Here is a 24,021-nt window from a genome sequence, read left to right as displayed (position 1 = left end):
GTGCTCAGCCCTTGCCGTCTGCGGTATATCGGTCGGTGTCCCCGGCGGCGGTGTCGCGCAGCAGCTCCCGGAAGGCGGCGGCCACCACCTCGGGGTACTCCATCATCGCCACGTGCCCGGCCTCGGGCAGGGTCAGCAGCCGCGAACCCCGGAAGGCCGCGGCGGCCTTGCGCGCCATACGGTACGAGACCAGTTGGTCGCGGCCACCGTAGACCAGCAGGGTGGGCGCGAGCACGCGCTGCGCCTGGCGCCACAGTCCGTGTTGCCCGCCGAGGGTGTAGGCGTCGACGATCCCGCGCGAGGAGCGGCTCATCGCCTCCCAGAAGTACGGCAGGGCCAGGCGCCGTTCCATCTCCTCGACGGCGTGGGCGAAGCCTTCCGGTGTCACCCGTGAGGGGTCTCCGTAACAGAGGTCCGTCACCCCCCGGGTGCGCTGTTCGGCCGTCAGGTGCCGGGTGAGGCGCCCGAAGAGGGCGGGCACGCCGGGCAGGGCGAGCAGGGCGGTGGGCACGGCCGAGCTCTGCACGCGCAACTCGGGCAGTGCGGGCGAGACCAGCGTGAGGGTGCGTACGAGGTCGGGGCGGACGGCGGCCACGCGGGTGGAGACGGCGCCGCCGAGGGAGTTGCCGAACAGGTGCACGGGGCCGCGGCCGGCGGCGTCGAGGTGGCGGATGACGGCGCGGGCCAGGGCGGTGACCGAGTAGTCGCGGTCGGCGGGCGGCGGGGACCAGCCGAAGCCGGGCAGGTCGACCGCTTCGCCGTCGACGCTGTCGGCGAGCTGCTCCATGAGCGCGGACCAGTTCTGGGAGGAGCCGCCGAGGCCGTGCACGAACAGCGCGGGCGGCAGACCCTCCCGCAGCGGTGGCCGGAAACGTACGTTCATCTCCAGGCCCGGCAGCGCGACGGTGCGCAGGCCCTCCCCTTCGGCCACCCGGACGGCTCCCACCTGGGAGGTCGGCTCGGCGGTGGACCGTACGCCCGGCAGCTCGGTCGAAGACATGGGCCAATGTTACGAGACGATCACGCTCACCCCCCGGCGTTGCCTTGTGTTGGCGGTCACAGGACCGCCTGGCGGCGGGCTGCCGATCCTCCTAGGCTCAGAGGAGGACGAGCGAAGGCGAGGGGAGTGGAATGACTGTCGACCCTGGCGAACCGGACAGCTTCCGGGGACGGTTCGCGGAACCGATCGGCGCCGAGGCTCCGGAGGCGGATGCCGCCGAGCAGCTCACCGACGTCCAGCAGGAGGAGGACGACCCGCTCACCGGCGCGGACCGGGACGACGCCCCTGAAGCCGACGCCGCGGAGCAGGCCCGGGTCGTGCCCCTGGACGAGGAGGACTACCGCTGACAGCATCTGCCAGGCGCTGACCAGCATGTCCGGGGTGCGTCCAGGCCGTCCGCACAGCGAGAAAACCCGGCTTGAACCCACCAGATTCGGTTACCGAAAAGTACGATGGCGGCGCGGCGCAGAGCGCACTGTGTTCTTAGAGAAAGTGGGAGGCGGCGTGACAGCCATCGAGCAGACCGAGGCAGCGCGTCCGCGGGGTACGCGGCTGCCGCGCCGTGCCCGGCGCAACCAGTTGCTGGGCGCTGCCCAGGAGGTGTTCGTCGCGCAGGGTTACCACGCCGCGGCGATGGACGACATCGCGGAGCGGGCGGGCGTCAGCAAGCCGGTGCTGTACCAGCACTTCCCCGGCAAGCTCGACCTCTACCTGGCGCTGCTGGACCAGCACTGCGAGAACCTGCTGCAGGCGGTGCGCGGGGCGCTGGAGTCCACCAGTGACAACAAGCTGCGCGTGGCGGCGACGATGGACGCCTACTTCGCGTACGTGGAGGACGAGGGTGGCGCGTTCCGGCTGGTGTTCGAGTCGGACCTGACGAACGAGCCGGCGGTGCGCGAGCGCGTCGACCGGGTGTCGCTGCAGTGCGCGGAGGCCATCTCGGACGTGATCGCCGAGGACACGGGGCTGTCGAAGGACGAGTCGATGCTGCTGGCCGTGGGCCTGGGCGGGGTCTCGCAGGTCGTGGCCCGGTACTGGCTGTCGAGCGAGAGCCCGGTCGCCCGGGACACGGCGGTGGGTCTGCTGACCTCGCTCGCCTGGCGCGGCATCGCCGGTTTCCCGTTGCACGGCACGGAGGCCTGACCGGCCGTTGTTCGCTGCGAGCGTGTCCGCCGCGAGCCGATCGTGTCCCCTCACCGGGCTAATGTGGACCGGGTACGGCGCGGCTGATCGCGCGAACCGGACCGTCGGAGGGACAAAGCCGTGGAGGTCAAGATCGGCGTGCAGCACGCACCCCGGGAGATCGTGCTGGAGAGCGGCCTGAGCGCCGAGGAGCTGGAGGGCATCGTCGCCGAGGCCCTGACCGGCACCGCGCCGCTGCTGAGCCTGACCGACGTCAAGGGCCGCAAGGTCCTGGTGCCGTCCGACCGTCTGGCGTACGTCGACCTGGGCGAGCCGGCGCAGCGCAAGGTCGGTTTCGGGGCTCTCTGAGGCACTCGAGTACGAGTGGATCGGCCCGGCGGATGCATCCGCCGGGCCGTTTCCGCTTCTTCCGCTTCGGGTAGGACCGCAGTGACCCGGTTTGCCCTGACGTAGGGGAGTGACCAGATGATGCTGATGGAGGCCGTCGGCTCCGGTCTGCTGGGCCTCGCCCTCGCGGGCGTGGCCGTGCGGGTACTCGCCAAACGACTGCCCTCCACCAGAACGGTGCTGGTCAGCGGGGTGACCGGCGCCCTGTTCGGGGCCTATCTGACGCACATGTCGCTGGGGCCGGGGCACAACACGCTGTTCGCGACCCTGCTCGGCGGCCTCGGCGTGTCGGCCGTCGTGCTGTCCCTGCTGCTGCGTCCGGCGGCCGGGGGCGGCGGCGGTCCGCGCCGCCCTCCGTTTTCGCTTCCGTCGCGGAGCTGACAGCGGCGGGGCCGAGGACGGCGGGGCGCGGGACTGAACCGCTGTCCTCCCGCGCCCCCGTCAGGGGCGCGGGGAACCGCGCGACCAGCCGCCGACGGACCACGTACCGCGGAGCGCCAAGCGCTAGGCCGCGAGGCCGAGGGCGGCCATGCGCTTGGTGTGGGCCTTGGTGATCCGGGTGAACATCTCGCCGACGGCCGCCAGGTCGAAGCCGGCCGCCATCCCGTCCACACCGCCGACCAGCATGGTGGACAGCGCGTCGCGCTCGGCGACCACGCGCTGGGCCTGCGACAGGGCCTCGCCCATCAGGCGGCGCGCCCACAGGGCGAGCCGGCCGCCGACGCGCGGGTCGGCCTCGATCGCGGCGCGCACCTTCTCCACGGCGAAGCCGCCGTGACCGGTGTCGTCGAGGACGCCGACGACCAGGGCGCGGGTGTCGGTGTCGAGGTGGGTGGCGACCTCGCGGTAGAAGTCGCTGGCGATCGAGTCGCCGACGTATGCCTTGACCAGGCCCTCCAGCCAGTCGGAGGGGGCGGTCTGGCGGTGGAAGTCGTCCACGCCCTTGGCGAAGGGCTCCATCGCGGCCGTCGGCTCGGCGTCGATCGCGGCGAGCCGGTCGCGCAGCCGCTCGAAGTGGTGGAACTCGGCGGAGGCCATCTTCGCCAGCTCGGCCTTGTCGCCGAGGGTGGGCGCGAGCTTCGCGTCCTCCGCCAGGCGCTCGAAGGCCGCGAGCTCCCCGTACGCCAGCGCGCCGAGGAGGTCCACGACGGCGGCCCGGTACTGCGGGGAGGCGGAGGCGGTCGCCCAGTCCTGGGCGGCGATGCCCTGCGCCCCGGCCTGGGCGTTCTCGTCGGCGGGAGATGCGTTTTCAACGGTCGACATGCTCCGCACAATAGCCCGCCGAAAGGCGGGACAAGTCACCACTCCACCATGCTCCCGCTCCGTGTAAACCCGCTTACCTGGTGAATTCACCCGACACACCTGCGCGATTCCGGGGTACAGTGGTAATGCGCCTGCCGAATACTCGGCGGGCCATCCGAATGAGGATGCCCGGTCGGTGGCCCGATCGGCTCCACCCGACCGCCCTCGGCGCGGGCAGTGCGCACATGCGTACCGCCTCCACGAGGGGCCCCCTCAGCGGCACGAGAGCCTGAGCGATGGCAGTGGTCCCGCGCAGCTTCGTACGACCCGCCCGAACCCCGGGTGGGCGCAGTACCGCAAGCCCGGCACGGTAGGACCCCCCTCGCCGCCTCGCGCCGCGTCTCACAGAAGAGGCAGCACCCTGACTACGTTCCGAGAACTCGGGATCTTCCCCGAGACCGCCGAGGCCCTGGAAGCCGTCGGCATCGTGTCCCCCTTCCCGATCCAGGAGATGACCCTCCCCGTCGCCCTCTCCGGCACGGACGTCATCGGCCAGGCGAAGACCGGAACCGGCAAGACGCTCGGTTTCGGCCTTCCGCTGCTGGAGCGGGTCGTCGTCCCCGCGGACGTCGAGGCCGGCCGGGCCACGCCCGAGCAGCTGACCGACGCACCGCAGGCGCTCGTGGTGGTTCCCACCCGCGAGCTGTGCACCCAGGTCACCAACGACCTGCTCACCGCGGGCAAGGTCCGCAACGTCCGCGTCCTCGCCATATACGGCGGCCGCGCGTACGAGCCCCAGGTCGAGGCGCTCCAGAAGGGCGTCGACGTGATCGTCGGCACCCCGGGCCGCCTGCTGGACCTGGCCGGGCAGAAGAAGCTCGACCTGTCCCGCGTCAAGGCCCTCGTCCTGGACGAGGCCGACGAGATGCTCGACCTGGGCTTCCTGCCCGACGTCGAGAAGATCATGAACCTGCTGCCGGCCAAGCGCCAGACGATGCTGTTCTCGGCGACCATGCCGGGCGCCGTCATCGGCCTCGCCCGCCGCTACATGTCGCAGCCGACGCACATCCGCGCCGTCTCCGAGGACGGCGAGGGCGCGACCGTCGCCAACATCAAGCAGCACGTCTTCCGCGCGCACAACATGGACAAGCCGGAGCTCGTCTCCCGCATCCTCCAGGCCGACGGCCGCGGGCTCGCGATGATCTTCTGCCGTACCAAGCGCACGGCCGCCGACATCGCCGAGCAGCTGGAGCGGCGCGGCTTCGCCTCCGGCGCCGTCCACGGCGACCTGGGCCAGGGCGCCCGCGAGCAGGCGCTGCGCGCCTTCCGCAACGGCAAGGTCGACGTGCTGGTGTGCACCGACGTCGCCGCGCGCGGCATCGACGTCGAGGGCGTCACGCACGTCATCAACTACCAGACGCCGGAGGACGAGAAGACCTTCCTGCACCGCGTGGGCCGCACCGGCCGCGCGGGCAACAAGGGCACTGCCGTCACCCTGGTCGACTGGGACGACATCCCGCGCTGGCAGCTGATCAACAAGGCGCTGGAGCTGGACTTCCACGACCCGGTCGAGACGTACTCCACCTCGCCGCACCTCTTCGAGGAGCTGGGCATCCCGGCCGGCACCAAGGGCATCCTGCCGCGCGCCGAGCGCACGCGGGCCGGCCTGAAGGCCGAGGAGCTGGAGGACCTGGGCGAGACCGGCGGGCGCGGTGGCCGTGGCGGCCGCGCCGCCGCCGCTCCGGCCGAGGAGCGTCCCGCCCGGACCCGTACGCCGCGCCAGCGCCGCCGCACCCGCGGTGGGTCGGAGCTGGGCGCCGAGGTCGAGGCCGCCGCCGTGGCGTCCCCGGCCGCCGAGGCGCCCGCCGACGAGGCGCGCCGCCCGCGCCGCCGCCGCACCCGGCTGACGGCCGCGGCCGTCGCCGCGGTGAACGAGGCCGAGGCCCCGCTCGTGGCGGCGCCGGTCGTCGAGGCCCCCGTGGCCGAGGCGCCGGTCGTGGCCGAGGAGGCGCCGGTGGTCCAGCAGCGCCGTACCCGGACCCGCAAGGCCGTCGCCGAGGCGCCGGTCGTGGAGGCTCCCGTCGCGGAGGCCCCGGTCGTGGCCGAGGAGGCTCCGGCCCAGCCGAAGCGCACCCGGACCCGCAAGGCCGCCGTCGCCGAGGCCCCGGTCGTGGAGGCCGTCGTGGCCGAGGAGGTTCCGGCGCAGCCGAAGCGCACCCGGACCCGCAAGGCCGCCGTCGCGGAGGCCCCGGTGGCGGAGGCCCCCGCGGCCGTCGCCCCGGTCGCCGATGCTCCGGTCGCCGAGGCTCCGGTCCGGCCGCGCCGGGTTCCGACCCGCAAGGCCGCGCCGACCCCGATCCCGGACGTGGTGATCGTGGACGAGGCTCCCGCGGCCCCGCGCCGCCGGACCCGCAAGGTGGTCGCCCCGGCCTCCGAGCCGCAGTTCCAGATCGCCCCGCCGAGCGAGCCGGTCCGCACGACCCGCCGCTTCCGCTAGGCACCACGCGTACGAGGACGGCCCCGGCACCCCTTCCCAGGGGGCCGGGGCCGTCCTCGTACGCGGGCCTACGGGCCGGTAGCCTCGGGCCATGAGCAAGCCGCCGCGCCTCACCCTGCCCCCCGCCGCCCGCGCGTACCGCCTGACCACCTCGCGCGGCGAGTTCGCCGTGCACGAGGCGGGCGAGCCCGTGCACGGCACCGCCCTGCTGGTCCCCGGGTTCACGGGCAGCAAGGAGGACTTCATCGCCCTGCTGGAGCCCCTGGCCGCCGCCGGGTTCCGGGTGGTCGCCGTCGACGGGCGCGGTCAGCACGAGAGCCCCGGCCCGCGCGAGGAGTCCGCGTACGAGCTCCACGAGCTGGCCCTCGACCTCCTGGCCCAGGCCCGGGCCCTGGACGCCCGCGGCCCCCTCCACCTGGTCGGCCACTCCCTGGGCGGCCTCGTCTCCCGCGCCGCCGTCCTGCGCGACGCCTCCCCCTTCGCCTCCCTCACCCTGATGAGCAGCGGCCCCGCCGCGATCACGGAGGAGCAGCAGGCGCGCACCAAGCTCCTGGTGGCGGCACTGGAGGCGATGCGTGACGACATGCCCGCCATCTGGGAGGCCATGCGGGCCCAGGACCCGGCCGACGCCGTTCCCGACTCCCCCGAGCTGGCCGCGTTCCTGCGCGACCGCTGGCTGGCCACCGTCCCGGAGCAGCTGATCACCACCGGCCGGGTCCTGGTCTCGGAGCCGGACCGGGTGGCGGAGCTGGCGGCGGTCCCGCTGCCGAAGCTGGTCCTGTCGGGGGTGGTGGACTACGCCTGGCCGGTCCCCCTGATGGACGAGATGGCCGTCCGGCTGGGCGCTTCCCGGGTGGTCGTCGAAGGGGCCGAACACTCCCCCAACGCGGAGAATCCGCAGGTCACGGCGGCTTCTCTAGCGGCCTTCTGGCGATCCTTGACCACGCAGTAGTTAGCTAAGGAAAAAATTTCCTTAGCGTAGGGAATGTTTCCGAAGGGCGCCTGGTTGACCCCTGTGCAAGGAGAACACCGACGAAGGGAGAAGCCGTGCGCTTCGAGATTCTGCGCCTGGACGATGTCGACGGAACCGCCGTGGACAGCACCGTCGTGGACGCGGCCTCCGTCAACCGGATCGTGCAGCAGGCGGCCGCCATCGGCCAGCGCATCCTGATCCGACCGGCCGAGAGTGCGTCCTCCTGATGCTTCCGAAACGCCCCCGTACCGATCCGGTACGGGGGCGTTCGCATGTGCGGCGGCGGGTCAGGCTCCGTGGACGACCTGGAGGACGCCGTTGATGATCTGCTGGACGGCGATGGCCGAGAGCATCATGCCGGCGAGGCGGGTGACCAGGACGACACCGCCGTCCTTGATGATGCGGATGATCACCAGCGAGTAGCGCATGGTCAGCCACAGCACCACGTGCATCGCGGCGATCGCGGTCCACACCGAGAGCTGCCCGCCGAACCCGTCGGCCTTCTGCACGGCCAGGATCACGGAGACGATCGCACCGGGACCGGCCAGCAGCGGCATGCCCAGCGGGACCAGGGCGACGTTGACGTCCTTCGTCTGCTTGGGCTCGTCCGTCTTGCCCGTGAGCAGGTCGAGCGCGATGAGCAGGAGCAGCAGACCACCGGCGATCATCAGCGCCGGGACGGAGACGTGCAGGTAGTCCAGGATCTGCTGGCCGCAGATGCCGAAGGTGGCGATCACGCCGAAGGCGACGCAGACGGCCTGCCAGGCCATACGGCGCTGCACCTTGGCCGGGCGTCCCGAGGTCAGCGCGAGGAAGATCGGAGTGATGCCCGGCGGGTCCATAATCACAAAAAGCGTGAGAAAAAGGGATCCGAAGACGGCGAAGTCGAACACAGTGATGCCTTGCATAGAGGGGTGTTACGAAAAGGGGCGAGAGGGAAGGGCGCACACGGGCCCGGCGACCGCTGCCTCAGCGGCGGTCGGCGACGCTCAGGCGCGGGTGACTCCGCCGGCGCCCGGCACGGGGAAGGCCCCCGTGGCCCGGCGCGTGATCTCGCCGTAGATCTCGGGGTCGGTGGTGTACTCCCCGAGACGGCAGGTCTTGCGGCTGCCGTGGTAGTCGCTGGAACCGGTGGTCAGCAGACCGAGGTCCCCGGCCAGTCCGCGCAGGCGCGCGCGGGTGTCGGTGTCGTGGTCCATGTGGTCCACCTCGATGCCGTCCAGGCCCGCGGCCGCGAGGGCGGCTATCGCCTCCTCGGGCACGCAGACGCCGCGCTTGACGGCGGCGGGGTGCGCGAAGACGGTGACCCCGCCGGCCGCCTTGACCAGGCGGATGGCGTCGAAGGGGTCCAGCTCGTGCTTCTCGGCGTACGCGCGGCCGCCGTCGGCGAGCCAGTCCGCGGTGAACGCGTCGGAGACGGTGGGGACGACCCCCAGCTCAACCATGGCGGTCGCGATGTGCGGCCGCCCGACGGAGCCGTTCCCGGCGATCCGGGCCACCTGCTCCCAGGTCACACCGACACCGAGCTCCTGGAGCTTGCCGATCATGGCCTGGGCGCGCGGGGTGCGGTCGTCACGCACGAGCTCCCGCTCACGGGCGAGCTCGGGCTCCTGCGGGTCGAAGAGGTAGGCCAGCATGTGCAGCCCGACCCCGTCGAGCCGGCAGGACAACTCGGCCCCGGTGACCAGCGTGAGGCCCTGCGGCACGGCCGCGATGGCCTCGGCGTATCCCCCGACGGTGTCGTGGTCGGTCAGCGCGACCACGTCCAGCCCGGCCGCGGCGGCATTGCGCACCAGCTCGGCGGGGGTGTCGGTCCCGTCGGAAGCCGTGGAGTGGGCGTGCAGGTCGATGCGCACAGCCGGGCTCCAGGGTTCGAACGGACGAGGGGGACACTCCAGGGTACCCGTGCCACGCCATGGCAAGCCCCCCGGCTCGGGGGGTGGGGCGGGGTCGGAACGGGACAGCGGACCGGTGCCGGGGGTGGGCGGGGCCACACTCGGCGGTCTCAGAGCAGCCTTGGGGCTTTCCCGTCAGTCTCATCGTCCTTCCGCGTCGGGCCACCCTGTCAAGGGCGCTCCTTCGTCGCGTCGCTTCGCGATCGCCTGCGGCGACCCTTGACAGGCCGTCCCGCCGCGCAATGCCGAAGACTGCCGGGAAACCCCCAAAAGGACGGCACGGTCCATCGATGGACATACGCGGGATCAGCGACCCTTCGGGGTCGTCGGGGGCCGCCTCGCCAAGCATCCGGGCCGCCAGGAGTGTCAAACGGGGCCGCGATTCGCGACAGATCGCTACGCGCTCCTCATTTCTCAGCGTCCGACGACCGCCTGGGGCCGCTGCCCGCACCAAAGGACGATGGGAGTGGCATTCGGGGCCGGTGGGCGCATCAAATCGCTACGCGCTCCTCTGATTTCGGCGTCCGCGACCCGTCTGGGGCCGCTGCCCGCACCAAAAGCCGACGGAATTGGCATCCGAAGCCGCCAGGCGCGCCAAATCGCTACGCGCTCCTGTGTTTTCGGCGTCCGGCGGCTGCCTGGGGCTGATACCTGCACGAAATGACGAACAGAGCAGCATCCGGGCTCTGGGGCGCGTCAGATCGCTACGCGCTCCTCGAATTCCGGCGTCCGACGGCCGTCTGGGGCTGGCGACGGCACCAAAAGCCTATCCGCAGAGCATCCCGGCCCAAGACGGCCATCAGCCGCCGAGAAATGAGGAGCGCGTAGCGATCTGACGCGCCTGAGGTCGCCCGATGGCCTTCTCATCAGCATTTCGTGCAGGCAGCAGCCCCATGCGGTCGGCGGACGCCGAAAAGAGGGGAGCGCGTAGCGATTTGTGGCGCCCACCGGCCCCGGATGCCGAATCCGTCGTCCTTCCCTGCGGGCAGCGACCCCAGGCGGCTGGTAGACGCTGAGACGGGAGGAGCGCGTAGCGATCTGTCGCGGATCGCGGCCCCGGATGGCAATCCTGGCGGCCCGGATGCTTGGCGAGGCGGCCCCCGACCTCCCCGGCTGGTCGCTGATGCCGCCGGATGTCTCAGATACGTCCGTCCCGTTCCTTTGGGGGTTTCCCGGCAGTCTTCGGCATTTCGCGGCGGGACGGCCTGTCAAGGGTCGCCGCAGGCGATCGCGAAGCGACGCGACGAAGGAGCGCCCTTGACAGGGCGGCCCGACGCGGAAGGACGATGAGACTGACGGGAAACCCCCAACCCCTCCCTGAGACCGCCCGGCTCTGACCCCGCCCTCCCCGCCCCCGGTCCGCTGTCTCGTTCCGGCCCGGTCAGGTCCCGCCGCGAGGTGGGTGGGCAGGCGCCGCTCCGCCCCCACCCCTCGAGGGGGCGATGGCCCGCCTCACGGCCCCAGGATCCGGGGGCTCAGTGCGCCGCACGGCACCAGTTCCACCTCCGCCCCCGCGTCGCGGAGGTCGGCCAGGACCAGTTCGTCGTACATGAGGAGACCCGACTGTTCCGGCCAGACGATGGCCCACAGCCACAGGCCCCGGGCCTCGCCCGCGAAGACGGCGCGGTCCTCCGGGACGCCCGACACGTGCCACAGCGGGGTCGGCCTGCCGTCGGCGACGACCTTGGCGTGCGGGGGGCCCGAGACGTCGAGGCCCGTGCCGGGGTCGGGGCCGTCGATGCCCGCGAAGCGGGCGCCGAGGCCGACGCCGAGTTCCTCGGAGACCAGCAGCAGCTCGCCCAGGCCGCCCAGCGGGCCGGGGCCGGTGCAGGCCACGACCGTGGCCCGGCCGCCGGTCCGGTCGTCACCGGCGGACGCCACCCCGGTGAACAGCCAGCCCACCGGCAGCGGCCAGGGCATCCACACCGGCACCTTGGACCGGTTCGCCACCACGCCCAGGCCCTCCACGCTGGGCGGGATGACGGGCTGCAGCGGGTGGACGGGGCCGTGCACGGCGCACTGCCAGGAGTCGGAGAAGAGACCGGGCGCGCGGACCCGGCCACCACACTTCGGGCAACTCGGTTCGCCCCTCATAGGAAGCACGCTCCTCCCCGCCCGGCGCCCCGTCAAGACGCGATCACCCGTCCGGATGGCGTGCGTGCCCGCAGGTGCCGCGCTCGGTCCAGGCTCAGTCCAGTGCGACGGCCGTACGCAGAGGGTCCCGCAGATCCGTGCCGCGCGCGAGCCAGCGCTCCTGGAGGGCGGCCGCGCCGTGCACCCTCTTCCAGGCGGCCTCGTTCGCCGTCATCGGCAGCAGCGGCAGGAAGCGGACGGGGTCCATCGGCTCGTCCAGTTCCAGGTCCTCGACCAGTCCGCCCGGCTCCGCGACGAGGACCGAGGTGAACGGTGCCCCCTCCCACAGCGGTTCGCCCACGTCGAGGGAGGCGCCGGGGGCCACGACCAGCCCCTCGACCACCGGCGAGGCCGCCAGCACCGCGAGGGGCCGCAGCACCTTGTCGGTGGGCGCGAGCCCCGCCCGTACCGTCAGCACCAGCTCGGCGCGCGGCCCGCGCACCGGGTCGGCGACCACGGCGGTGGGGTCGGTCATGGGGTGCGCGGACATGCCGAGGGTCGCGTACCGCACGAGGTCGCCCTCGGTGAAGCGGAGGACCTCGATGCGGTCGGTGCCCAGGAAGGTGACGGCGGCGCGGGCGTCGGGTTCGCCGAACGCGCTGCGCAGCCGGGCTTCGACGAGGGCCGGAATTTCTGCCATGGAGGGAGCATAGAACTCCTATCCGGCGGGTAAAGACCGGCGTTTGACCATCCGTCGGCTGATAGTGTTGACAGCTGGTCGGGGCCGCGTGCAGAAGCATGGTTCAGGGCTCCGGCGACAGGACGTCCCCCACGGGGGACCGGCCGGAGGAGGTGGGGCTGCGATGGATCGAAGTCGATCGTGCAGTACCAATCGCTCTTCGGCGCCTTTCCAGGGCGGCTCCAGCCCCCTTTGATCTTCTGATCAGCAGAAGAGCGACGGCAGAACTTTGTCCTCCCGTCCTGTTTCCCTCCGTCCGCACGGGCCCGCGTGCCCGCCGCCGGAGGGCCTCCCACCCGTGCGGTCCGCAGCCGTGCGCGAGAAGGAGCCTGCCATGTCGATGCTGCCCTACCTCCGTGCCGCCGTCCGTCCGGCACTGCGCAAGTCCACTCCCGTCCTGCCCGGCTACGACACCACCCGCGACCCCTCCGCGAGCAGCGCGGTGGTGGACTGCGCCGTCTACCGCGACGGCCGGCGGGCGCAGGGCGACTGCCTGACGCCCCGTGAGGCGCTGCGCCGGGTCCGGGAGGACGGCGGGTTCGCCTGGATCGGTCTGCACGAGCCCACCGAGGCCGAGTTCGCCGGGATCGCCGCCACCTTCGGGCTGCACCCGCTGGCCGTGGAGGACGCGGTGCACGCGCACCAGCGGCCGAAGCTGGAGCGCTACGACGAGACCCTGTTCACGGTCTTCAAGACGATCCACTACGTGGAGCACGCCGAACTGACCGCCACCAGCGAGGTGGTGGAGACCGGCGAGGTGATGTGCTTCACGGGCCCCGACTTCGTGATCACGGTCCGGCACGGCGGCCAGGGCTCCCTGCGGACCCTGCGCCACCGCCTCCAGGACGACCCGCAGCTCCTCGCCCGGGGCCCGTCGGCGGTGCTGCACTCGATCGCCGACCACGTGGTGGACGGCTACATCGCCGTCGCGTCGGCGGTGCAGGACGACATCGACGAGGTGGAGAGCGCGGTGTTCGCCGCCCCCGCCAAGGGGGTCGCCCGGGGCGGCGACGCGGGCCGCATCTACCAGCTCAAGCGGGAGGTGCTGGAGTTCAAGCGGGCGGTCTCCCCGCTGCTGCGGCCGATGGAGCTGCTGAGCGAGCGGCCCATGCGGCTGGTGGACCCGGACATCCAGAAGTACTTCCGCGACGTCGCCGACCACCTCGCCCGGGTGCACGAGCAGGTCATCGGCTTCGACGAGCTGCTGAACTCCATCCTCCAGGCGAACCTGGCCCAGGCCTCCGTCGCCCAGAACGAGGACATGCGCAAGATCACCTCCTGGGCGGCGATCATCGCCGTCCCCACGATGATCTGCGGCGTGTACGGGATGAACTTCGACCACATGCCGGAGCTGCACTGGCGCTACGGCTATCCGCTGGTGATGGCGGCGATCGTCGGCAGCTGCCTCACCATCCACCGGGCCCTGCGGCGCAACGGCTGGCTGTAGCGGGCGGGAGCGCACGCCCTACGCTGTGCGCATGACTCTCAGCGCACTCGACCTGGCCCTCGTCGAGGAGGCCTCCAAGAAGTCCGGCCTGATCTGGGTCCGCGGCGCCGGCGCCGACCGGGCCCTGTGGCACGCGTGGGTGGACGGTGCCGCGCACGTGCTCGGTGACGGCCCCGGCGAGCAGCCCTTCCCCGGGCTCGCCGACGGCGGCGCCGCCGAGGTGACGGTACGCAGCAAGGACAAGGGCGGCCGGCTCGTGGCCTGGACCGCGGCGGTACGGGAGCTCGCGCCCGGCAGCGGGCCGTGGGAGAGCGCCGTCGCCGAGCTGAAGGGCAAGCGGCTGAACGCCCCCGACTCGGAGGGGATGACGGAGCGCTGGGCCCGGGAGTGCCGGCTGCTGCGGCTGGAGCCGGTGGCGGTGGCCGGCCGGCTGCCCGAGGGCTCGCTGGCCGCGGCGCCCCTGGCCTCCCCCGCGACGACCCGCAGGCCGATCCCGGCGGGTCTGCCGAAGCTGCTGCTGAAGCGGAAGAAGAAGCGGGGCTGAGGCGGGGCGGGTGGGGCTGAGCCGGGCGGGCGCTCAGCCGCCCGTCGGGTTCGACCCCTGCCCGGAGGTGCCGGCGCCCGAGGCGCCGGTGCCGCTCGTTGCGGTGCCCTTGGACGGGGCCGGGGAGGCTCCCGTGCCCTTGCCCTTGCCGCCCGTGGTGGCGCCCGTGCCGTCCTTGGTGGTCGGCAGCTGGGAGCCGTAGTCCACGGTCTGGTCCTGCGCGGGCGCCTCCAGCGGGAAGGTCTTGCCCCACTCGGACAGCTCCACCCGGCCCGCGCCGCCCGCGCGCTCCATCAGCAGCGGGTACGGGGTGCCTTCCAGGGAGACCGTCAGCTTGCCGCCCTTGCCCGCGTCGGCGGAGACCGGCACCGCCCGGGTGTGCCCGACGGTGGTGTAGCCGCCCTTGGTGAGCTTGCCCTGGAGGCCGAGGAGCCCGTCGAGCAGCACGTGTATGTCGGTGAACCCGCGGAACTGCTTGTACGTGGGGTCGCTCTCGGGCACCTTCACGTACTTGTCGCCGAGCTTGCCGGCCGAGTCCGACTTCCCCCAGAAGGCCGCGCTCGCCTTCAGGTACAGCTGTTCGCCGACCCGCAGCACCTGGAAGGTGTCGGCCTGCGACTTCACCTCGCCGGAGCCCCCGTCGGCCTTCAGCCTCAGGTCGAGGGTGAAGGGCTTGCCGCCGACGACGAGGTTTCCGGAGAGGTGGACCGAGTTGGCGGCGGCGGCCGCGGCCTTCGCCTGGCTCTCGATCTTCTCCGGCGTCTGCTTGCCGACCCCGTTCGTGCCCTTGTCGGGGTCCGTCTTCTCCGCGCAGCCCGTCGCGGTGACGGCGATGCCCGCGCACAGGGCACCGATGACGGCGGCCCGGCGCAGCCGTACGGCGGAGGAGTGGGCGCTCACGTCGGGTGCCTCTCGTCGTGGGTCGGCTGGGTACGGCTCCCGGCGGTGGCCGCAGGAGCAGCAGGCAGCGTACCCGCCTGCGGAACCCGTCCCGCCGGACCCCCGGCCGGACCGCCCCACCAGGACGCTGTCCCCCGGCAGGGGCTAGCCTGAGGCACGGCAGGACTGGTGATCGACGCTCTAGGAGGCGCTCGGATGGGTGCAGGCGCCCCGCGGATCTTCGTCTCGCATCTGTCGGGTGTGCCCGTCTTCGACCCCAACGGCGACCAGGTGGGCCGGGTCCGCGACCTCGTGGCGATGCTGCGTGTCGGCGGCCGCCCGCCCCGGCTGCTGGGCCTGGTGGTCGAGGTGGTCAGCCGGCGCAGGATCTTCCTGCCCATGACCCGGGTGACGGGCGTGGAGTCCGGGCAGGTCATCACCACCGGCGTCGTCAACATGCGGCGTTTCGAGCAGCGCCCGACCGAACGGCTGGTCATCGGCGAGCTGCTGGACCGCCGGGTGACGCTGGTGGCCAGCGGCGAGGAGGTCACCGTGCTGGACGTGGCCATCCAGCAGCTGCCCGCGCGCCGCGACTGGGAGATCGACCGGATCTTCGTCCGCAAGGGCAAGGCGGGCGCGCTGCGCCGCCGCGGCGAGACGCTGACCGTGGAGTGGTCGGCGGTGACCGGCTTCTCCCTGGAGGAGGAGGGCCAGGGAGCCGAGAACCTGGTCGCCACCTTCGAGCAGATGCGCCCGGCCGACGTGGCGAACGTGCTGCACCACCTGACGCCGAAGCGCCGCGCCGAGGTGGCCAATGCCCTCGACGACGACCGGCTCGCGGACGTGCTGGAGGAGCTGCCCGAGGACGAGCAGGTGGAGATCCTCGGCAAGCTGAAGGAGGAGCGCGCCGCCGACGTCCTGGAGGCGATGGACCCGGACGACGCGGCCGACCTGCTCTCGGAGCTGCCGGAGGACGACAAGGAGCGGCTGCTGACGCTGATGCAGCCGGACGACGCGGCCGACGTGCGGCGTCTGCTGTCGTACGAGGAGAACACCGCGGGCGGTCTGATGACCACCGAGCCGATCGTGCTGCGGCCCGACGCGACCGTCGCCGACGCGCTGGCCCGGGTGCGCCAGTCGGACCTGTCGCCGGCGCTGGCGGCGCAGGTGTACGTGTGCCGGCCGCCGGACGAGACGCCGACGGGCAAGTACCTGGGGACGGTGCACTTCCAGCGGCTGCTGCGGGACCCCCCGTTCACCCTGGTCAGCTCGATCGTGGACACGGACCTGCCGCCGCTGCCCCCGGACGCCTCGCTGCCCGTCGTGACGAGCTACCTGGCCGCGTACAACATGGTCGCGGCGCCGGTCGTCGACGAGAGCGGATCGCTGCTGGGCGCGGTGACGGTCGACGACGTCCTGGACCACCTGCTGCCCGAGGACTGGCGGGAGACGGACTTCCACTCCGAGGAGGCCGTCCATGGCCACTGAACGCGGACGTGGCGAGGCGGCGCGCGAGCGGCGCCGGGAGAGGCGCGAGCGGGCCCGCGAAGGGCTCTCGGAGCGGCTGGAGGAGGCGGCGCGGCTGCGCGGCGATCGGTCGGCGGAACGTTCCTCCGAGCGGGCGCGGGCCGGCGTGCCCTCGGGTGCCAGTGCGCTGACGCGCTCACGGGTGCGGCTGGACCAGCCGCGCCAGGACCGCCGCAAGCTGCTGCCGGAGTACGACCCGGAGGCCTTCGGGCGGCTGTCGGAGCGGGTGGCGCGGTTCCTCGGCACGGGCCGGTTCATCGTCTGGATGAGCCTGGTCATCGTGGTGTGGGTGCTGTGGAACGTCTTCGCCCCGGACCACCTGCGCTTCGACCAGTACCCCTTCATCTTCCTGACGCTGATGCTGTCCCTGCAGGCCTCGTACGCGGCCCCGCTGATCCTGCTCGCGCAGAACCGGCAGGACGACCGGGACCGGGTCACCCACGAGCAGGACCGCAAGCAGAACGAGCGGTCGATCGCGGACACCGAGTACCTGACCCGGGAGATCGCGGCGCTGCGGATGGGCCTGGGCGAGGTCGCCACGCGCGACTGGATCCGCTCGGAGTTCCAGGACCTGATCAAGGAGATGGACGAGCGCCGGCTGTTCTCGGGGGAAAGTGACGAAGGCGACCGCTGACGGGCTTACCGGAGCCGTGCCGGCGAGCCGTACCATCAGGGACATGGCTACCGAGACACCCTCCGCCGCCGTGCCGGAGCAGGACGCGATCCTGGACGCGCTGGCGACGGTCAACGACCCCGAGATCCACCGGCCGATCACCGAACTCGGCATGGTCAAAGCGGTGGAGATCGGCGACGGCGGTGCCGTCGCCGTCACGGTGTACCTGACGGTGTCGGGCTGCCCCATGCGCGAGACCATCACCAAGAACGTCACCGACGCCGTCGCGAAGGTCGCGGGCGTCACCTCCGTGTCCGTCTCGCTGGACGTGATGAGCGACGAGCAGCGCAAGGAGCTCGCCGCCACCCTGCGCGGCGGCACCGCCGAGCGCGAGGTGCCCTTCGCCAAGCCGGGCTCGCTGACCCGTGTGTACGCGGTCGCCTCCGGCAAGGGCGGCGTGGGCAAGTCCTCGGTCACGGTCAACCTGGCGGCCGCGATGGCTGCCGACGGCCTGAAGGTCGGCGTGGTCGACGCGGACATCTACGGCCACAGCGTGCCGCGGATGCTGGGCGTCGAAGGCAAGCCCACCCAGGTCGAGAACATGATCATGCCGCCGTCCGCGAACGGCGTGAAGGTCATCTCCATCGGCATGTTCACCCCGGGCAACGCCCCGGTGGTGTGGCGCGGCCCGATGCTGCACCGGGCGCTCCAGCAGTTCCTGGCCGACGTGTTCTGGGGCGACCTCGACGTGCTGCTGCTGGACCTCCCGCCGGGCACGGGCGACATCGCCATCTCGGTGGCGCAGCTGGTCCCGAACGCGGAGATCCTGGTCGTCACCACCCCGCAGCAGGCCGCGGCCGAGGTCGCGGAGCGGGCCGGGTCGATCGCAGTGCAGACCCACCAGAAGATCGTGGGCGTCGTCGAGAACATGTCGGGCCTGCCGTGCCCGCACTGCGACGAGATGGTGGACGTCTTCGGCACCGGCGGCGGCCAGATGGTCGCGGACGGCCTGACGAAGACGACGGGCGCCACGGTGCCGGTGCTGGGGCAGATCCCGATCGACGTGCGGCTGCGCGAGGGCGGCGACAACGGCAAGCCGGTCGTCCTGGCGGACCCGGACTCGCCGGCGGGCGCGGCCCTGCGGTCGATCGCCGGCAAGCTGGGCGGGCGCGCCCGCGGCCTGTCGGGCATGTCCCTGGGCATCACGCCGCGCAACAAGTTCTAGTCACGGAGGTGTGGGTCATCGTGCCGCTGGGCGGCACGGGTGGCCGCACCGGCACGCGCACCCGCAGGGGCCGCGCAGCGCGAAGGGGCATCGCCGCCGGGCGGTGCCCCTTTCCCGTACCCCGGGCCACTACTCGTACGACCCCAGGTCCGCGATGGCCGAGAAGCCCAGCCCGTACGCGCTCATCCCCCGCCCGTACGCCCCGAGGTGCACCCCGCTCCCGGTGGAGCCGGCGAGCACCCACCCGAACTCCGACTCCCGGTAGTGGAACGGAGTCGGCTCTCCGTCCACCGGCAGGGACAGCGTCGACCAGTCGGGCCCCGTGAGGTCGTCGGCGAGTTCCCACGCCGCTTCCGTCTGCTGGTCCAGCCAGTCGTCGCGCAGGCTGTGGTCCATCTGCGGCGGCCAGCTGTAGGCCAGCAGCCCGGAGCCGGCCAGCCAGGCGGCCGAGGAGACCGAGGTGGCCTCCAGGACGCCGGTGCCGTCGCCGCTGCGGCGCAGGGGGTTGCTGGCGACGGTGATGACCACCGCGAAGCGTTCCTTCTCGCCGGTGGCGATCTCGCCCCGGGCGGAGGGCTCGTCGCCGTGGCCGGTGGAGCCGTGCTCCACGGTGCCGTCGGCGCCGGTGCCCACCTGCATGAGCCAGCGGGGGCCGGTGAACGCCCCGTCCAGCCCGTACCAGGGGAACTCTGCCTTCAGGTAGCCCGCGGCCGCCCGGCGGGCCGCCGGGACGGGCGCGGTGGCGTCGGCGGTCGGCGCCGCCGGCCCGGCCTGCGGGGCCGTGGCGTCGGGGGCTTCGGCGGGCTGTGCGCCCACCCTGCTACTGCTCGTGCTCGTCGTCTCCATGGGCGGCCTCTCGTTCCGTGGGGTCCGGAACGGCCCTCCCCCTCGCGTCGCTGGGGGGACCCCCATCCTCGGGCGTCCTCGGTCCGGACAGATGGAGGATAGCCATCCGGTCCCGGATCGACGGGCAGGCTGCGGCTCAGGTGGCGTCGGCGTCGAAGGGAGTACGCGGTTCCTGGGCCGGTGCGGCGGGCTTCTTCAGCAGATCGGGCGCAGTGCCGGCGGCGACCGGGGAGGCGGAGGGAGCCGGGCCGGTGTCGCGGCTGTTGACGGCGTCGGTGACCTCGTTCAGCTCCTTGCGGAGGTCGAAGCTGGTGCGCAGCTCCTGGAGGTCCTCGTTCTCGGTGAGCTGCTTGCGGATGAAGGTCTTGGGGTTCAGGTCCTCGAACTCGAAGTCCTTGAACTCGGGTCCCAGTTCGGAGCGGATGTCCTGCTTGGCGCTGTCCGAGAACGCGCGGATCTTGCGGATGAAGCCCGCGACGTCCTGGATCACCTTCGGGAGCTTGTCGGGCCCGAAGATGAGGATGGCGAGCACCACGATGGTGACCAGCTCGAGTGCGCCTATGTCGTTGAACACCTTGCCGCTCCTCGGCTCTCTCCACGTCCGGCCCGGTCAACGGTACCCGGCGTTCCCGGCCCGCCCCTACGCCGGTGCGGGCCCTTCGCCGGATTCACCCGGCCGTCGTGTCGTGTTTGCCGCACGGACGGCCGGTCTCAGGAGCCGCTGGCCGAACCGAGCACCACGTCAAGGGTGCGCTCCCGGGCGTCGCGGAGCACGGTCAGGGAGAGGTGGTCGCCGGGCCGGTGGGCCCGGATCTTGATGATCAGCTCGTCGCCGCCGTGGACGCGGACCCCGTCCACCTTGGTGATCACGTCGCCGGGGCGGATGCCGGCGCGGGCGCCGGGGCCGTCGGCGATGACGGCGGGCTTGCCGTCCTCGCCCTTGGTGTCGACCCGGGCTCCGTCGCCCGTGTACTGCATGTCCAAGGTGACGCCGATGACGGGGTGGGTGGCGTGGCCGGTGCGGATGAGCTCCTCCGCGACGCGCTTGCCCTGGTTGACGGGGATGGCGAAGCCCAGGCCGATGCTGCCGCTCTGGCGGGTGCGGTCGCTGTCGTCGTCGCCCTTGTCGGCGCCCCGGATGGCGCTGTTGATGCCGATGACGCGGGCGCGGGAGTCGAGGAGGGGGCCGCCGGAGTTGCCGGGGTTGATGGGGGCGTCGGTCTGGAGGGCGTCGACGTAGCTGACGTCGCTGCCGCTGCCCTTGTCCCCGCCGGCGGTGATGGGGCGGCCGGTGGCGCTGATGATGCCGGCGGTGACGGTGTTGGAGAGGTCGAAGGGGGCGCCGATGGCGACCACGGGGTCGCCGACGCGGACGTTCTCGGAGTTCCCGAGGGCCAGCGGGCGCAGGCCCTGGACGCCGGTGACCTTGACGACGGCCAGGTCGTAGCCGCTGTCGCGGCCGACCAGTTCGGCGGTGACGCTGTCGCCGGTGCTGAAGGTGACGGTTATGTCCTTGGCGCCGGCCACGACGTGGTTGTTGGTCAGGATGTGGCCCTGGCCGTCCAGGACGAAGCCGGTTCCGGTGCTGCTGCCCTCGCCCCCGCTGACGTGCAGGGTGACCACGCCGGGCAGGGCGGTGGCGGCGATGCCGGCCACGCTGTCGGGGGCCCGGCCCTTGTTGTCCACGGCGGCCTGCGGGAGCTCCAGGCGGGTGCTGGTGCGGCGCTCGGCGAGGATGCCCAGCCAGCCGCCGACGCCGCCGGCGAGGAGGGCGATCACGACGCCGAAGACGGCCAGCCGCCACAGGGAGGGCCCGCCCCGGCGAGGCGCCCCGGCATCGTCCGCCATCTGGAGCGGCCCGGCGGCCCACGGGTCGTACCGCGCCCCGTCCGGGCCCTCGGCCGCGGTCTCGGCCGCCGGCTCGGCAACAGGCTCGACGCCGGGAGCGGCCGCGGGCTCGGCCACGGACCCGGCACCGACCTCGGTCACGGGCTCGGCGTCGGCGTCGGCTGCGGGCTTGGCACCGGGCTCGGGCTGGACACCGGCCTCGGCCGCCGCCCCGGCACCGGCACCGGGAGCGGGAGCAGCGGCGGCCTCCGCCGCGGGCTCGGGCGGCGGCGGGCCGGGCTCGGTGGGTGGGTGGGGCGGGGTGGCGGGGCGGCTCCACCAGGTGGGAGCCGGGGCGTTGTGCTGGCTGTCGGACATGTGCGCTCCCCCGCGGGCCTGGCGCGCCGCGGGGCGGCACGTGTGCCGCAGATTCAACCAGGTGCCGGACCCCCTCGCTGGCCCGGGGCGGAGCCGGGGGCGGGCCCCCGGGTCAGCGGGTGAGGGAGGCCGGCTGGGCCGTGACCGGAGGCGGGGAGACGGCCGAGGGCAGCGGGGCGGACGGGCTCGGGGTGCGCACCCCGTCCCGCAGCGGCAGCCGGTCGCGGATGGCGGCGTCGGTCAGCGGGATCGACGGCCCGGGCCGCGAGGCCGGCGCCTCACCACGGGCGTTCGGCTCGATCGCGTCCAGCGGGAGCGTGCCGCCCAGGGCGATCGCGGCCAGCGAAACGGCTCCGGCCGCGACGAAGGCGAGGCGGCGTCTGGGACGCCCCGTCTCATGGATGCGGAACCCTTCGCGCGGGGCGGCCGGGACGGCGTAACCGAAGGTGGCGAAAGGGTCGGCACCGGGGGGCGCTGGGCTGCGCGCCGCACCGGGCCCGCCCGGCGGGCCCGCGGGGCCCTCGGGGCCAGCCCCTGGCAGTCCCTGGAGCCGGGCCAGCAGTCCGGCGGAGAGCGGCGGCGGGGCGCTCTCCACGAACAGGCTCTTCACACGGCGCTGCGCATCGGCCTCGGCCTTGCACTTGGCGCAGGTGGCCAGGTGCGCCAGGACCCGCTCGCGGGCGTCGTGCTTCAGCTCCCCGTCCACCAGGGCGGCGAGGCGGTCGCCCAGGTGCTGTTCGGCGGGGGACGGACTGACTCCGCTCACTCGGCTCCGCCCTCTCCCCCGGCGCCCGGGGCGCCCACCGCCACTCCGGCCAGGGCGCGCTGGGAGGCGCGGGCCTCGGGAGAGCGGTGCTTGAGCGCCTTGCGCAGGTGCGAACGGCCGCGGTGGATACGGCTGCGGACGGTCCCCAGCTTCACGCCGAGGGTGGCGGCGATCTCCTCGTAGGAGAGGCCCTCGATGTCGCAGAGCACCACGGCGGCACGGAACTCGGGCGCGAGGGTGTCCAGCGCCTGCTGCACGTCGGCGTCGAAGTGGGTGTCGTGGAGCACCTGCTGGGGGGAGGGCTCACGGCTCGGAAGCCGCTCGGCGGCGTCGTCGGCGAGCGCGTCGAAGCGGATCCGCTGCTTGCGGCGGACCATGTCCAGGAACAGGTTGGTGGTGATGCGGTGCAGCCAGCCCTCGAAGGTGCCGGGCGTGTACGTGGACAGCGAGCGGAAGACGCGGACGAAGACCTCCTGCGTCAGGTCCTCGGCGTCGTGCTGGTTGCCCGTCAGGCGGTAGGCGAGGCGGTAGACCCGCGCGCTGTGCGTGCTGACGATCTCCTCCCAGGTGGGAGGGGTCCACGCCTGGGAGCCCGCATCGGCGGCAAAGGTCGCGGTGGTCGCGGTGTGGGCGGTGTGGAAACGGTCAGCGGTGTAGGTCACGGATTTCGGCTCACCCGCCGACCAGAAGAGGCGTCTCAGGACGCCTCCACGATCCACAGGCGCAGCCGCACCTCCCCTGTCGGCTCTGGTGGTGTCCAGTGGAGCCCCTACCATAGCCACCCCTCCCGTCAGCTCCGGATAAGCATTTTTGCAGTAACTTTGCCCGGGACTCGGGTTCCGCTTCGCCGATCTGCCCGCCGGCGTCCCCTCTATCCCGCCTCTCACCCTCCCAACGCCCGGTCCCATCTGCGGGTTCCCGACTCCAGCGGATACAGTCACCGTTGCGCCAACTATGGGGACAGGAGAGGGTCATTACCGGCAACCGGCAGACGAGCTGGGCGTTCGCCGACGCGTTTGTCGCCGAGGACGACGCTCTGCGATGGGCCCGCGACCGGTCCAGGGAAGCGGGCCTGCGCTCGGTCTCCCCCGGCACCGGGGCCGCGCTGCGTCTGCTCGCCGCCACCGCGGACGCCAAGGCGGTCGCCGAGATCGGCACCGGGACGGGCGTCTCGGGGATCCACCTGCTGCACGGGATGCGGCCGGACGGGGTGCTGACCACGGTGGACCCGGAGCCGGACCGGCAGGCCTTCGCCCGGCAGGCGTTCCGCGCGGCGGGCTTCGCGGGGAACCGGGCGCGGTTCATCCCGGGGCGGGCCCTGGACGTGCTGCCGCGGCTCGCCGACGGCGGGTACGACCTGGTGTTCTGCGACGGGGACCCGACCGAGTCGCTGGACTACCTCGCGGAATCGTTGCGCCTGCTGCGGCCCGGGGGGCTGGTGTGCTTCGAAGGGGTGTTCGCGGACGGGCGCACCGTCGACTCCGCCGCGCAGCCGGTGGAGGTGCTGCGGGTGCGGGAGCTGCTGCGCAGCGTCCGGGAGAGCCCCGCGCTGGAGTCCGCGCTGCTGCCCGTGGGCGACGGGCTGCTCTGCGCGGTGCGGCGCTAGCGCCGGCCGCCCGGGGTGGGGGCGCCGCAGCGCGGAGCCGCCGCCGGGCGGATGCAACACCGCCCCGCCGCAGGAGCGGCGGGGCGGTGTGAGGATCTGTGGTGCCGAGGCTCAGCCGACGACCTTCTTCAGGGCGTCACCCAGGGCGTCCGCCTCGTCCGGCGTCAGCTCGACGACAAGCCGACCGCCGCCTTCGAGCGGTACGCGCATGACGATGCCTCGCCCCTCCTTGGTGACCTCGAGCGGGCCGTCGCCCGTCCGCGGCTTCATGGCCGCCATGCTCGTTCCCCTTCCTGAAACCAGCTCATCGTCAGCCGACGGCCCCGTTCAGGCGCCTAGTACCCGGCATCGAACACATTGCTTCCCAGCCATTATCCCGCATGTCAGGACCCGATGACCAACATCGGCGGGGAA

Annotated in this window: 25 protein-coding genes and 1 pseudogene; 13 read left to right on the top strand and 13 right to left on the bottom strand. The window is 72.8% G+C overall.

Going from position 1 to position 24,021, the window contains the following annotated elements; genetic code table 11:
• Positions 1-4: 4 nt before the first annotated feature.
• Positions 5-1,000 carry an alpha/beta fold hydrolase gene (locus B4U46_RS23425; RefSeq protein ID WP_079429658.1) on the bottom strand — a complete coding sequence of 332 codons (996 nt, stop codon included), beginning with the start codon at positions 998-1,000 and terminating at the stop codon, positions 5-7.
• A gap of 131 nt (positions 1,001-1,131) precedes the next feature.
• Here B4U46_RS23425 and B4U46_RS23420 point away from each other — a divergent pair, with 131 nt between their 5' ends.
• The 4 genes from B4U46_RS23420 to B4U46_RS23405 all read left to right on the top strand — a co-directional run bounded on the left by B4U46_RS23420 (position 1,132) and on the right by B4U46_RS23405 (position 2,911).
• Complete coding sequence (locus B4U46_RS23420) at positions 1,132-1,347, top strand: hypothetical protein (RefSeq protein ID WP_079429657.1); 216 nt, start codon at positions 1,132-1,134, stop codon at positions 1,345-1,347.
• 157 nt (positions 1,348-1,504) lie between these two features.
• Positions 1,505-2,143: a TetR/AcrR family transcriptional regulator gene (locus B4U46_RS23415; RefSeq protein ID WP_007266374.1), complete on the top strand. Its 639-nt coding sequence runs from the start codon at positions 1,505-1,507 to the stop codon at positions 2,141-2,143.
• A gap of 120 nt (positions 2,144-2,263) precedes the next feature.
• On the top strand, positions 2,264-2,491 hold the full coding sequence (locus B4U46_RS23410) for a DUF3107 domain-containing protein (protein WP_079429656.1): 228 nt from the start codon (positions 2,264-2,266) through the stop codon (positions 2,489-2,491).
• A gap of 117 nt (positions 2,492-2,608) precedes the next feature.
• Positions 2,609-2,911 carry a hypothetical protein gene (locus B4U46_RS23405; RefSeq protein ID WP_398898802.1) on the top strand — a complete coding sequence of 101 codons (303 nt, stop codon included), beginning with the start codon at positions 2,609-2,611 and terminating at the stop codon, positions 2,909-2,911.
• Between the two features lie 123 nt (positions 2,912-3,034).
• Here the strand turns inward: B4U46_RS23405 and B4U46_RS23400 are convergent, their stop codons facing one another.
• A complete protein-coding gene (locus B4U46_RS23400) occupies positions 3,035-3,793 on the bottom strand; it encodes a ferritin-like fold-containing protein (RefSeq protein ID WP_079429655.1) in 759 nt (252 codons plus the stop codon).
• A gap of 466 nt (positions 3,794-4,259) precedes the next feature.
• On the opposite strand from B4U46_RS23400, the gene B4U46_RS23395 reads away from it, so the two are divergent.
• The 3 genes from B4U46_RS23395 (at position 4,260) to B4U46_RS38130 (ending at position 7,469) form a co-directional block, all read left to right on the top strand.
• Entirely contained in the window at positions 4,260-6,269 is a 2,010-nt protein-coding gene (locus tag B4U46_RS23395; protein WP_159402117.1) for a DEAD/DEAH box helicase, read from the top strand.
• A gap of 91 nt (positions 6,270-6,360) precedes the next feature.
• Positions 6,361-7,221 carry an alpha/beta fold hydrolase gene (locus B4U46_RS23390; protein ID WP_079429654.1) on the top strand — a complete coding sequence of 287 codons (861 nt, stop codon included), beginning with the start codon at positions 6,361-6,363 and terminating at the stop codon, positions 7,219-7,221.
• Positions 7,222-7,316: 95 nt separating this feature from the next.
• Positions 7,317-7,469 carry a hypothetical protein gene (locus B4U46_RS38130; RefSeq protein ID WP_007266367.1) on the top strand — a complete coding sequence of 51 codons (153 nt, stop codon included), beginning with the start codon at positions 7,317-7,319 and terminating at the stop codon, positions 7,467-7,469.
• A 60-nt stretch (positions 7,470-7,529) separates the two neighbouring features.
• Here the strand turns inward: B4U46_RS38130 and B4U46_RS23385 are convergent, their stop codons facing one another.
• The 4 genes from B4U46_RS23385 to B4U46_RS23360 all read right to left on the bottom strand — a co-directional run bounded on the left by B4U46_RS23385 (position 7,530) and on the right by B4U46_RS23360 (position 11,910).
• A complete protein-coding gene (locus B4U46_RS23385; protein ID WP_079429653.1) occupies positions 7,530-8,135 on the bottom strand; it encodes a MarC family protein in 606 nt (201 codons plus the stop codon).
• 96 nt (positions 8,136-8,231) lie between these two features.
• Positions 8,232-9,098, bottom strand: a complete 867-nt coding sequence (locus B4U46_RS23380; protein ID WP_079429652.1) for a PHP domain-containing protein — start codon at positions 9,096-9,098, stop codon at positions 8,232-8,234.
• A gap of 1,491 nt (positions 9,099-10,589) precedes the next feature.
• Positions 10,590-11,231, bottom strand: a complete 642-nt coding sequence (locus B4U46_RS23365) for a DUF6758 family protein (RefSeq protein ID WP_079429650.1) — start codon at positions 11,229-11,231, stop codon at positions 10,590-10,592.
• 94 nt (positions 11,232-11,325) lie between these two features.
• The gene (locus B4U46_RS23360; RefSeq protein ID WP_079429649.1) at positions 11,326-11,910 is read right to left on the bottom strand and encodes a suppressor of fused domain protein; all 585 of its coding nucleotides are present in this window, start codon (positions 11,908-11,910) and stop codon (positions 11,326-11,328) included.
• A gap of 373 nt (positions 11,911-12,283) precedes the next feature.
• Between B4U46_RS23360 and B4U46_RS23355 the strand changes: the two genes are divergently transcribed.
• Both B4U46_RS23355 and B4U46_RS23350 read left to right on the top strand, forming a co-directional pair.
• A complete protein-coding gene (locus B4U46_RS23355; protein WP_079429648.1) occupies positions 12,284-13,396 on the top strand; it encodes a magnesium and cobalt transport protein CorA in 1,113 nt (370 codons plus the stop codon).
• A gap of 31 nt (positions 13,397-13,427) precedes the next feature.
• The gene (locus B4U46_RS23350; protein WP_079429647.1) at positions 13,428-13,940 is read left to right on the top strand and encodes a hypothetical protein; all 513 of its coding nucleotides are present in this window, start codon (positions 13,428-13,430) and stop codon (positions 13,938-13,940) included.
• 33 nt (positions 13,941-13,973) lie between these two features.
• On the opposite strand, the gene B4U46_RS23345 is transcribed toward B4U46_RS23350, so the two are convergent.
• Positions 13,974-14,840, bottom strand: coding sequence for a hypothetical protein (locus B4U46_RS23345; RefSeq protein WP_237293095.1), 867 nt, complete (start codon positions 14,838-14,840; stop codon positions 13,974-13,976).
• 195 nt (positions 14,841-15,035) lie between these two features.
• Between B4U46_RS23345 and B4U46_RS23340 the strand changes: the two genes are divergently transcribed.
• The 3 genes from B4U46_RS23340 to B4U46_RS23330 are packed head-to-tail and all read left to right on the top strand — an operon-like array spanning position 15,036 to position 18,184.
• Positions 15,036-16,307, top strand: coding sequence for a magnesium transporter MgtE N-terminal domain-containing protein (locus tag B4U46_RS23340; RefSeq protein ID WP_079429646.1), 1,272 nt, complete (start codon positions 15,036-15,038; stop codon positions 16,305-16,307).
• Positions 16,297-16,980, top strand: coding sequence for a DUF1003 domain-containing protein (locus B4U46_RS23335; RefSeq protein WP_237293093.1), 684 nt, complete (start codon positions 16,297-16,299; stop codon positions 16,978-16,980). Before B4U46_RS23340 ends, B4U46_RS23335 begins: the two co-directional genes overlap by 11 nt.
• 43 nt (positions 16,981-17,023) lie before the next feature.
• Entirely contained in the window at positions 17,024-18,184 is a 1,161-nt protein-coding gene (locus tag B4U46_RS23330; RefSeq protein ID WP_079429645.1) for an Mrp/NBP35 family ATP-binding protein, read from the top strand.
• 129 nt (positions 18,185-18,313) lie between these two features.
• Here the strand turns inward: B4U46_RS23330 and B4U46_RS23325 are convergent, their stop codons facing one another.
• The 5 genes and pseudogenes from B4U46_RS23325 to sigE all read right to left on the bottom strand — a co-directional run bounded on the left by B4U46_RS23325 (position 18,314) and on the right by sigE (position 22,777).
• Positions 18,314-19,030: a hypothetical protein gene (locus B4U46_RS23325; protein WP_100862923.1), complete on the bottom strand. Its 717-nt coding sequence runs from the start codon at positions 19,028-19,030 to the stop codon at positions 18,314-18,316.
• Between the two features lie 136 nt (positions 19,031-19,166).
• A complete protein-coding gene (locus B4U46_RS23320) occupies positions 19,167-19,604 on the bottom strand; it encodes a sec-independent translocase (protein WP_079429643.1) in 438 nt (145 codons plus the stop codon).
• A gap of 137 nt (positions 19,605-19,741) precedes the next feature.
• Positions 19,742-21,235: a S1C family serine protease gene (locus B4U46_RS23315; RefSeq protein WP_079429642.1), complete on the bottom strand. Its 1,494-nt coding sequence runs from the start codon at positions 21,233-21,235 to the stop codon at positions 19,742-19,744.
• A gap of 301 nt (positions 21,236-21,536) precedes the next feature.
• Positions 21,537-22,001, bottom strand: a pseudogene (locus B4U46_RS23310) (zf-HC2 domain-containing protein); the annotation flags it as partial.
• On the bottom strand, positions 21,998-22,777 hold the full coding sequence (gene sigE, locus B4U46_RS23305; protein ID WP_079429641.1) for an RNA polymerase sigma factor SigE: 780 nt from the start codon (positions 22,775-22,777) through the stop codon (positions 21,998-22,000). The gene sigE and the pseudogene B4U46_RS23310, both read right to left, overlap by 4 nt.
• A gap of 167 nt (positions 22,778-22,944) precedes the next feature.
• On the opposite strand from sigE, the gene B4U46_RS23300 reads away from it, so the two are divergent.
• Positions 22,945-23,607 carry an O-methyltransferase gene (locus B4U46_RS23300; protein WP_042820075.1) on the top strand — a complete coding sequence of 221 codons (663 nt, stop codon included), beginning with the start codon at positions 22,945-22,947 and terminating at the stop codon, positions 23,605-23,607.
• 111 nt (positions 23,608-23,718) lie between these two features.
• Here the strand turns inward: B4U46_RS23300 and B4U46_RS23295 are convergent, their stop codons facing one another.
• Positions 23,719-23,886: a DUF3117 domain-containing protein gene (locus B4U46_RS23295; protein WP_003966491.1), complete on the bottom strand. Its 168-nt coding sequence runs from the start codon at positions 23,884-23,886 to the stop codon at positions 23,719-23,721.
• Positions 23,887-24,021: the final 135 nt, after the last annotated feature.

This window comes from Streptomyces katrae, from assembly GCF_002028425.1.
Classification (GTDB): Bacteria; Actinomycetota; Actinomycetes; order Streptomycetales; family Streptomycetaceae; genus Streptomyces; species Streptomyces katrae_A.
The sequence above is the reverse complement of the archived record's forward strand: the minus strand, read 5'-3'. Positions and strand labels throughout refer to the sequence as shown.

Coding starts and splice junctions, on each gene's coding strand:
- B4U46_RS23405 (WP_398898802.1), top strand. CDS start 2,609: ATGATGCTGATGGAGGCCGTCGGCTCCGGTCTGCTGGGCCTCGCCCTC.
- B4U46_RS23425 (WP_079429658.1), bottom strand. CDS start 1,000: ATGTCTTCGACCGAGCTGCCGGGCGTACGGTCCACCGCCGAGCCGACC.
- B4U46_RS23315 (WP_079429642.1), bottom strand. CDS start 21,235: ATGTCCGACAGCCAGCACAACGCCCCGGCTCCCACCTGGTGGAGCCGC.
- B4U46_RS23360 (WP_079429649.1), bottom strand. CDS start 11,910: ATGGCAGAAATTCCGGCCCTCGTCGAAGCCCGGCTGCGCAGCGCGTTC.
- B4U46_RS23295 (WP_003966491.1), bottom strand. CDS start 23,886: ATGGCGGCCATGAAGCCGCGGACGGGCGACGGCCCGCTCGAGGTCACC.
- B4U46_RS23330 (WP_079429645.1), top strand. CDS start 17,024: ATGGCTACCGAGACACCCTCCGCCGCCGTGCCGGAGCAGGACGCGATC.
- B4U46_RS23400 (WP_079429655.1), bottom strand. CDS start 3,793: ATGTCGACCGTTGAAAACGCATCTCCCGCCGACGAGAACGCCCAGGCC.
- sigE (WP_079429641.1), bottom strand. CDS start 22,777: ATGGTAGGGGCTCCACTGGACACCACCAGAGCCGACAGGGGAGGTGCG.
- B4U46_RS23365 (WP_079429650.1), bottom strand. CDS start 11,231: ATGAGGGGCGAACCGAGTTGCCCGAAGTGTGGTGGCCGGGTCCGCGCG.
- B4U46_RS23390 (WP_079429654.1), top strand. CDS start 6,361: ATGAGCAAGCCGCCGCGCCTCACCCTGCCCCCCGCCGCCCGCGCGTAC.
- B4U46_RS23350 (WP_079429647.1), top strand. CDS start 13,428: ATGACTCTCAGCGCACTCGACCTGGCCCTCGTCGAGGAGGCCTCCAAG.
- B4U46_RS23335 (WP_237293093.1), top strand. CDS start 16,297: ATGGCCACTGAACGCGGACGTGGCGAGGCGGCGCGCGAGCGGCGCCGG.
- B4U46_RS23355 (WP_079429648.1), top strand. CDS start 12,284: ATGTCGATGCTGCCCTACCTCCGTGCCGCCGTCCGTCCGGCACTGCGC.
- B4U46_RS23325 (WP_100862923.1), bottom strand. CDS start 19,030: ATGGAGACGACGAGCACGAGCAGTAGCAGGGTGGGCGCACAGCCCGCC.
- B4U46_RS23420 (WP_079429657.1), top strand. CDS start 1,132: ATGACTGTCGACCCTGGCGAACCGGACAGCTTCCGGGGACGGTTCGCG.
- B4U46_RS23340 (WP_079429646.1), top strand. CDS start 15,036: ATGGGTGCAGGCGCCCCGCGGATCTTCGTCTCGCATCTGTCGGGTGTG.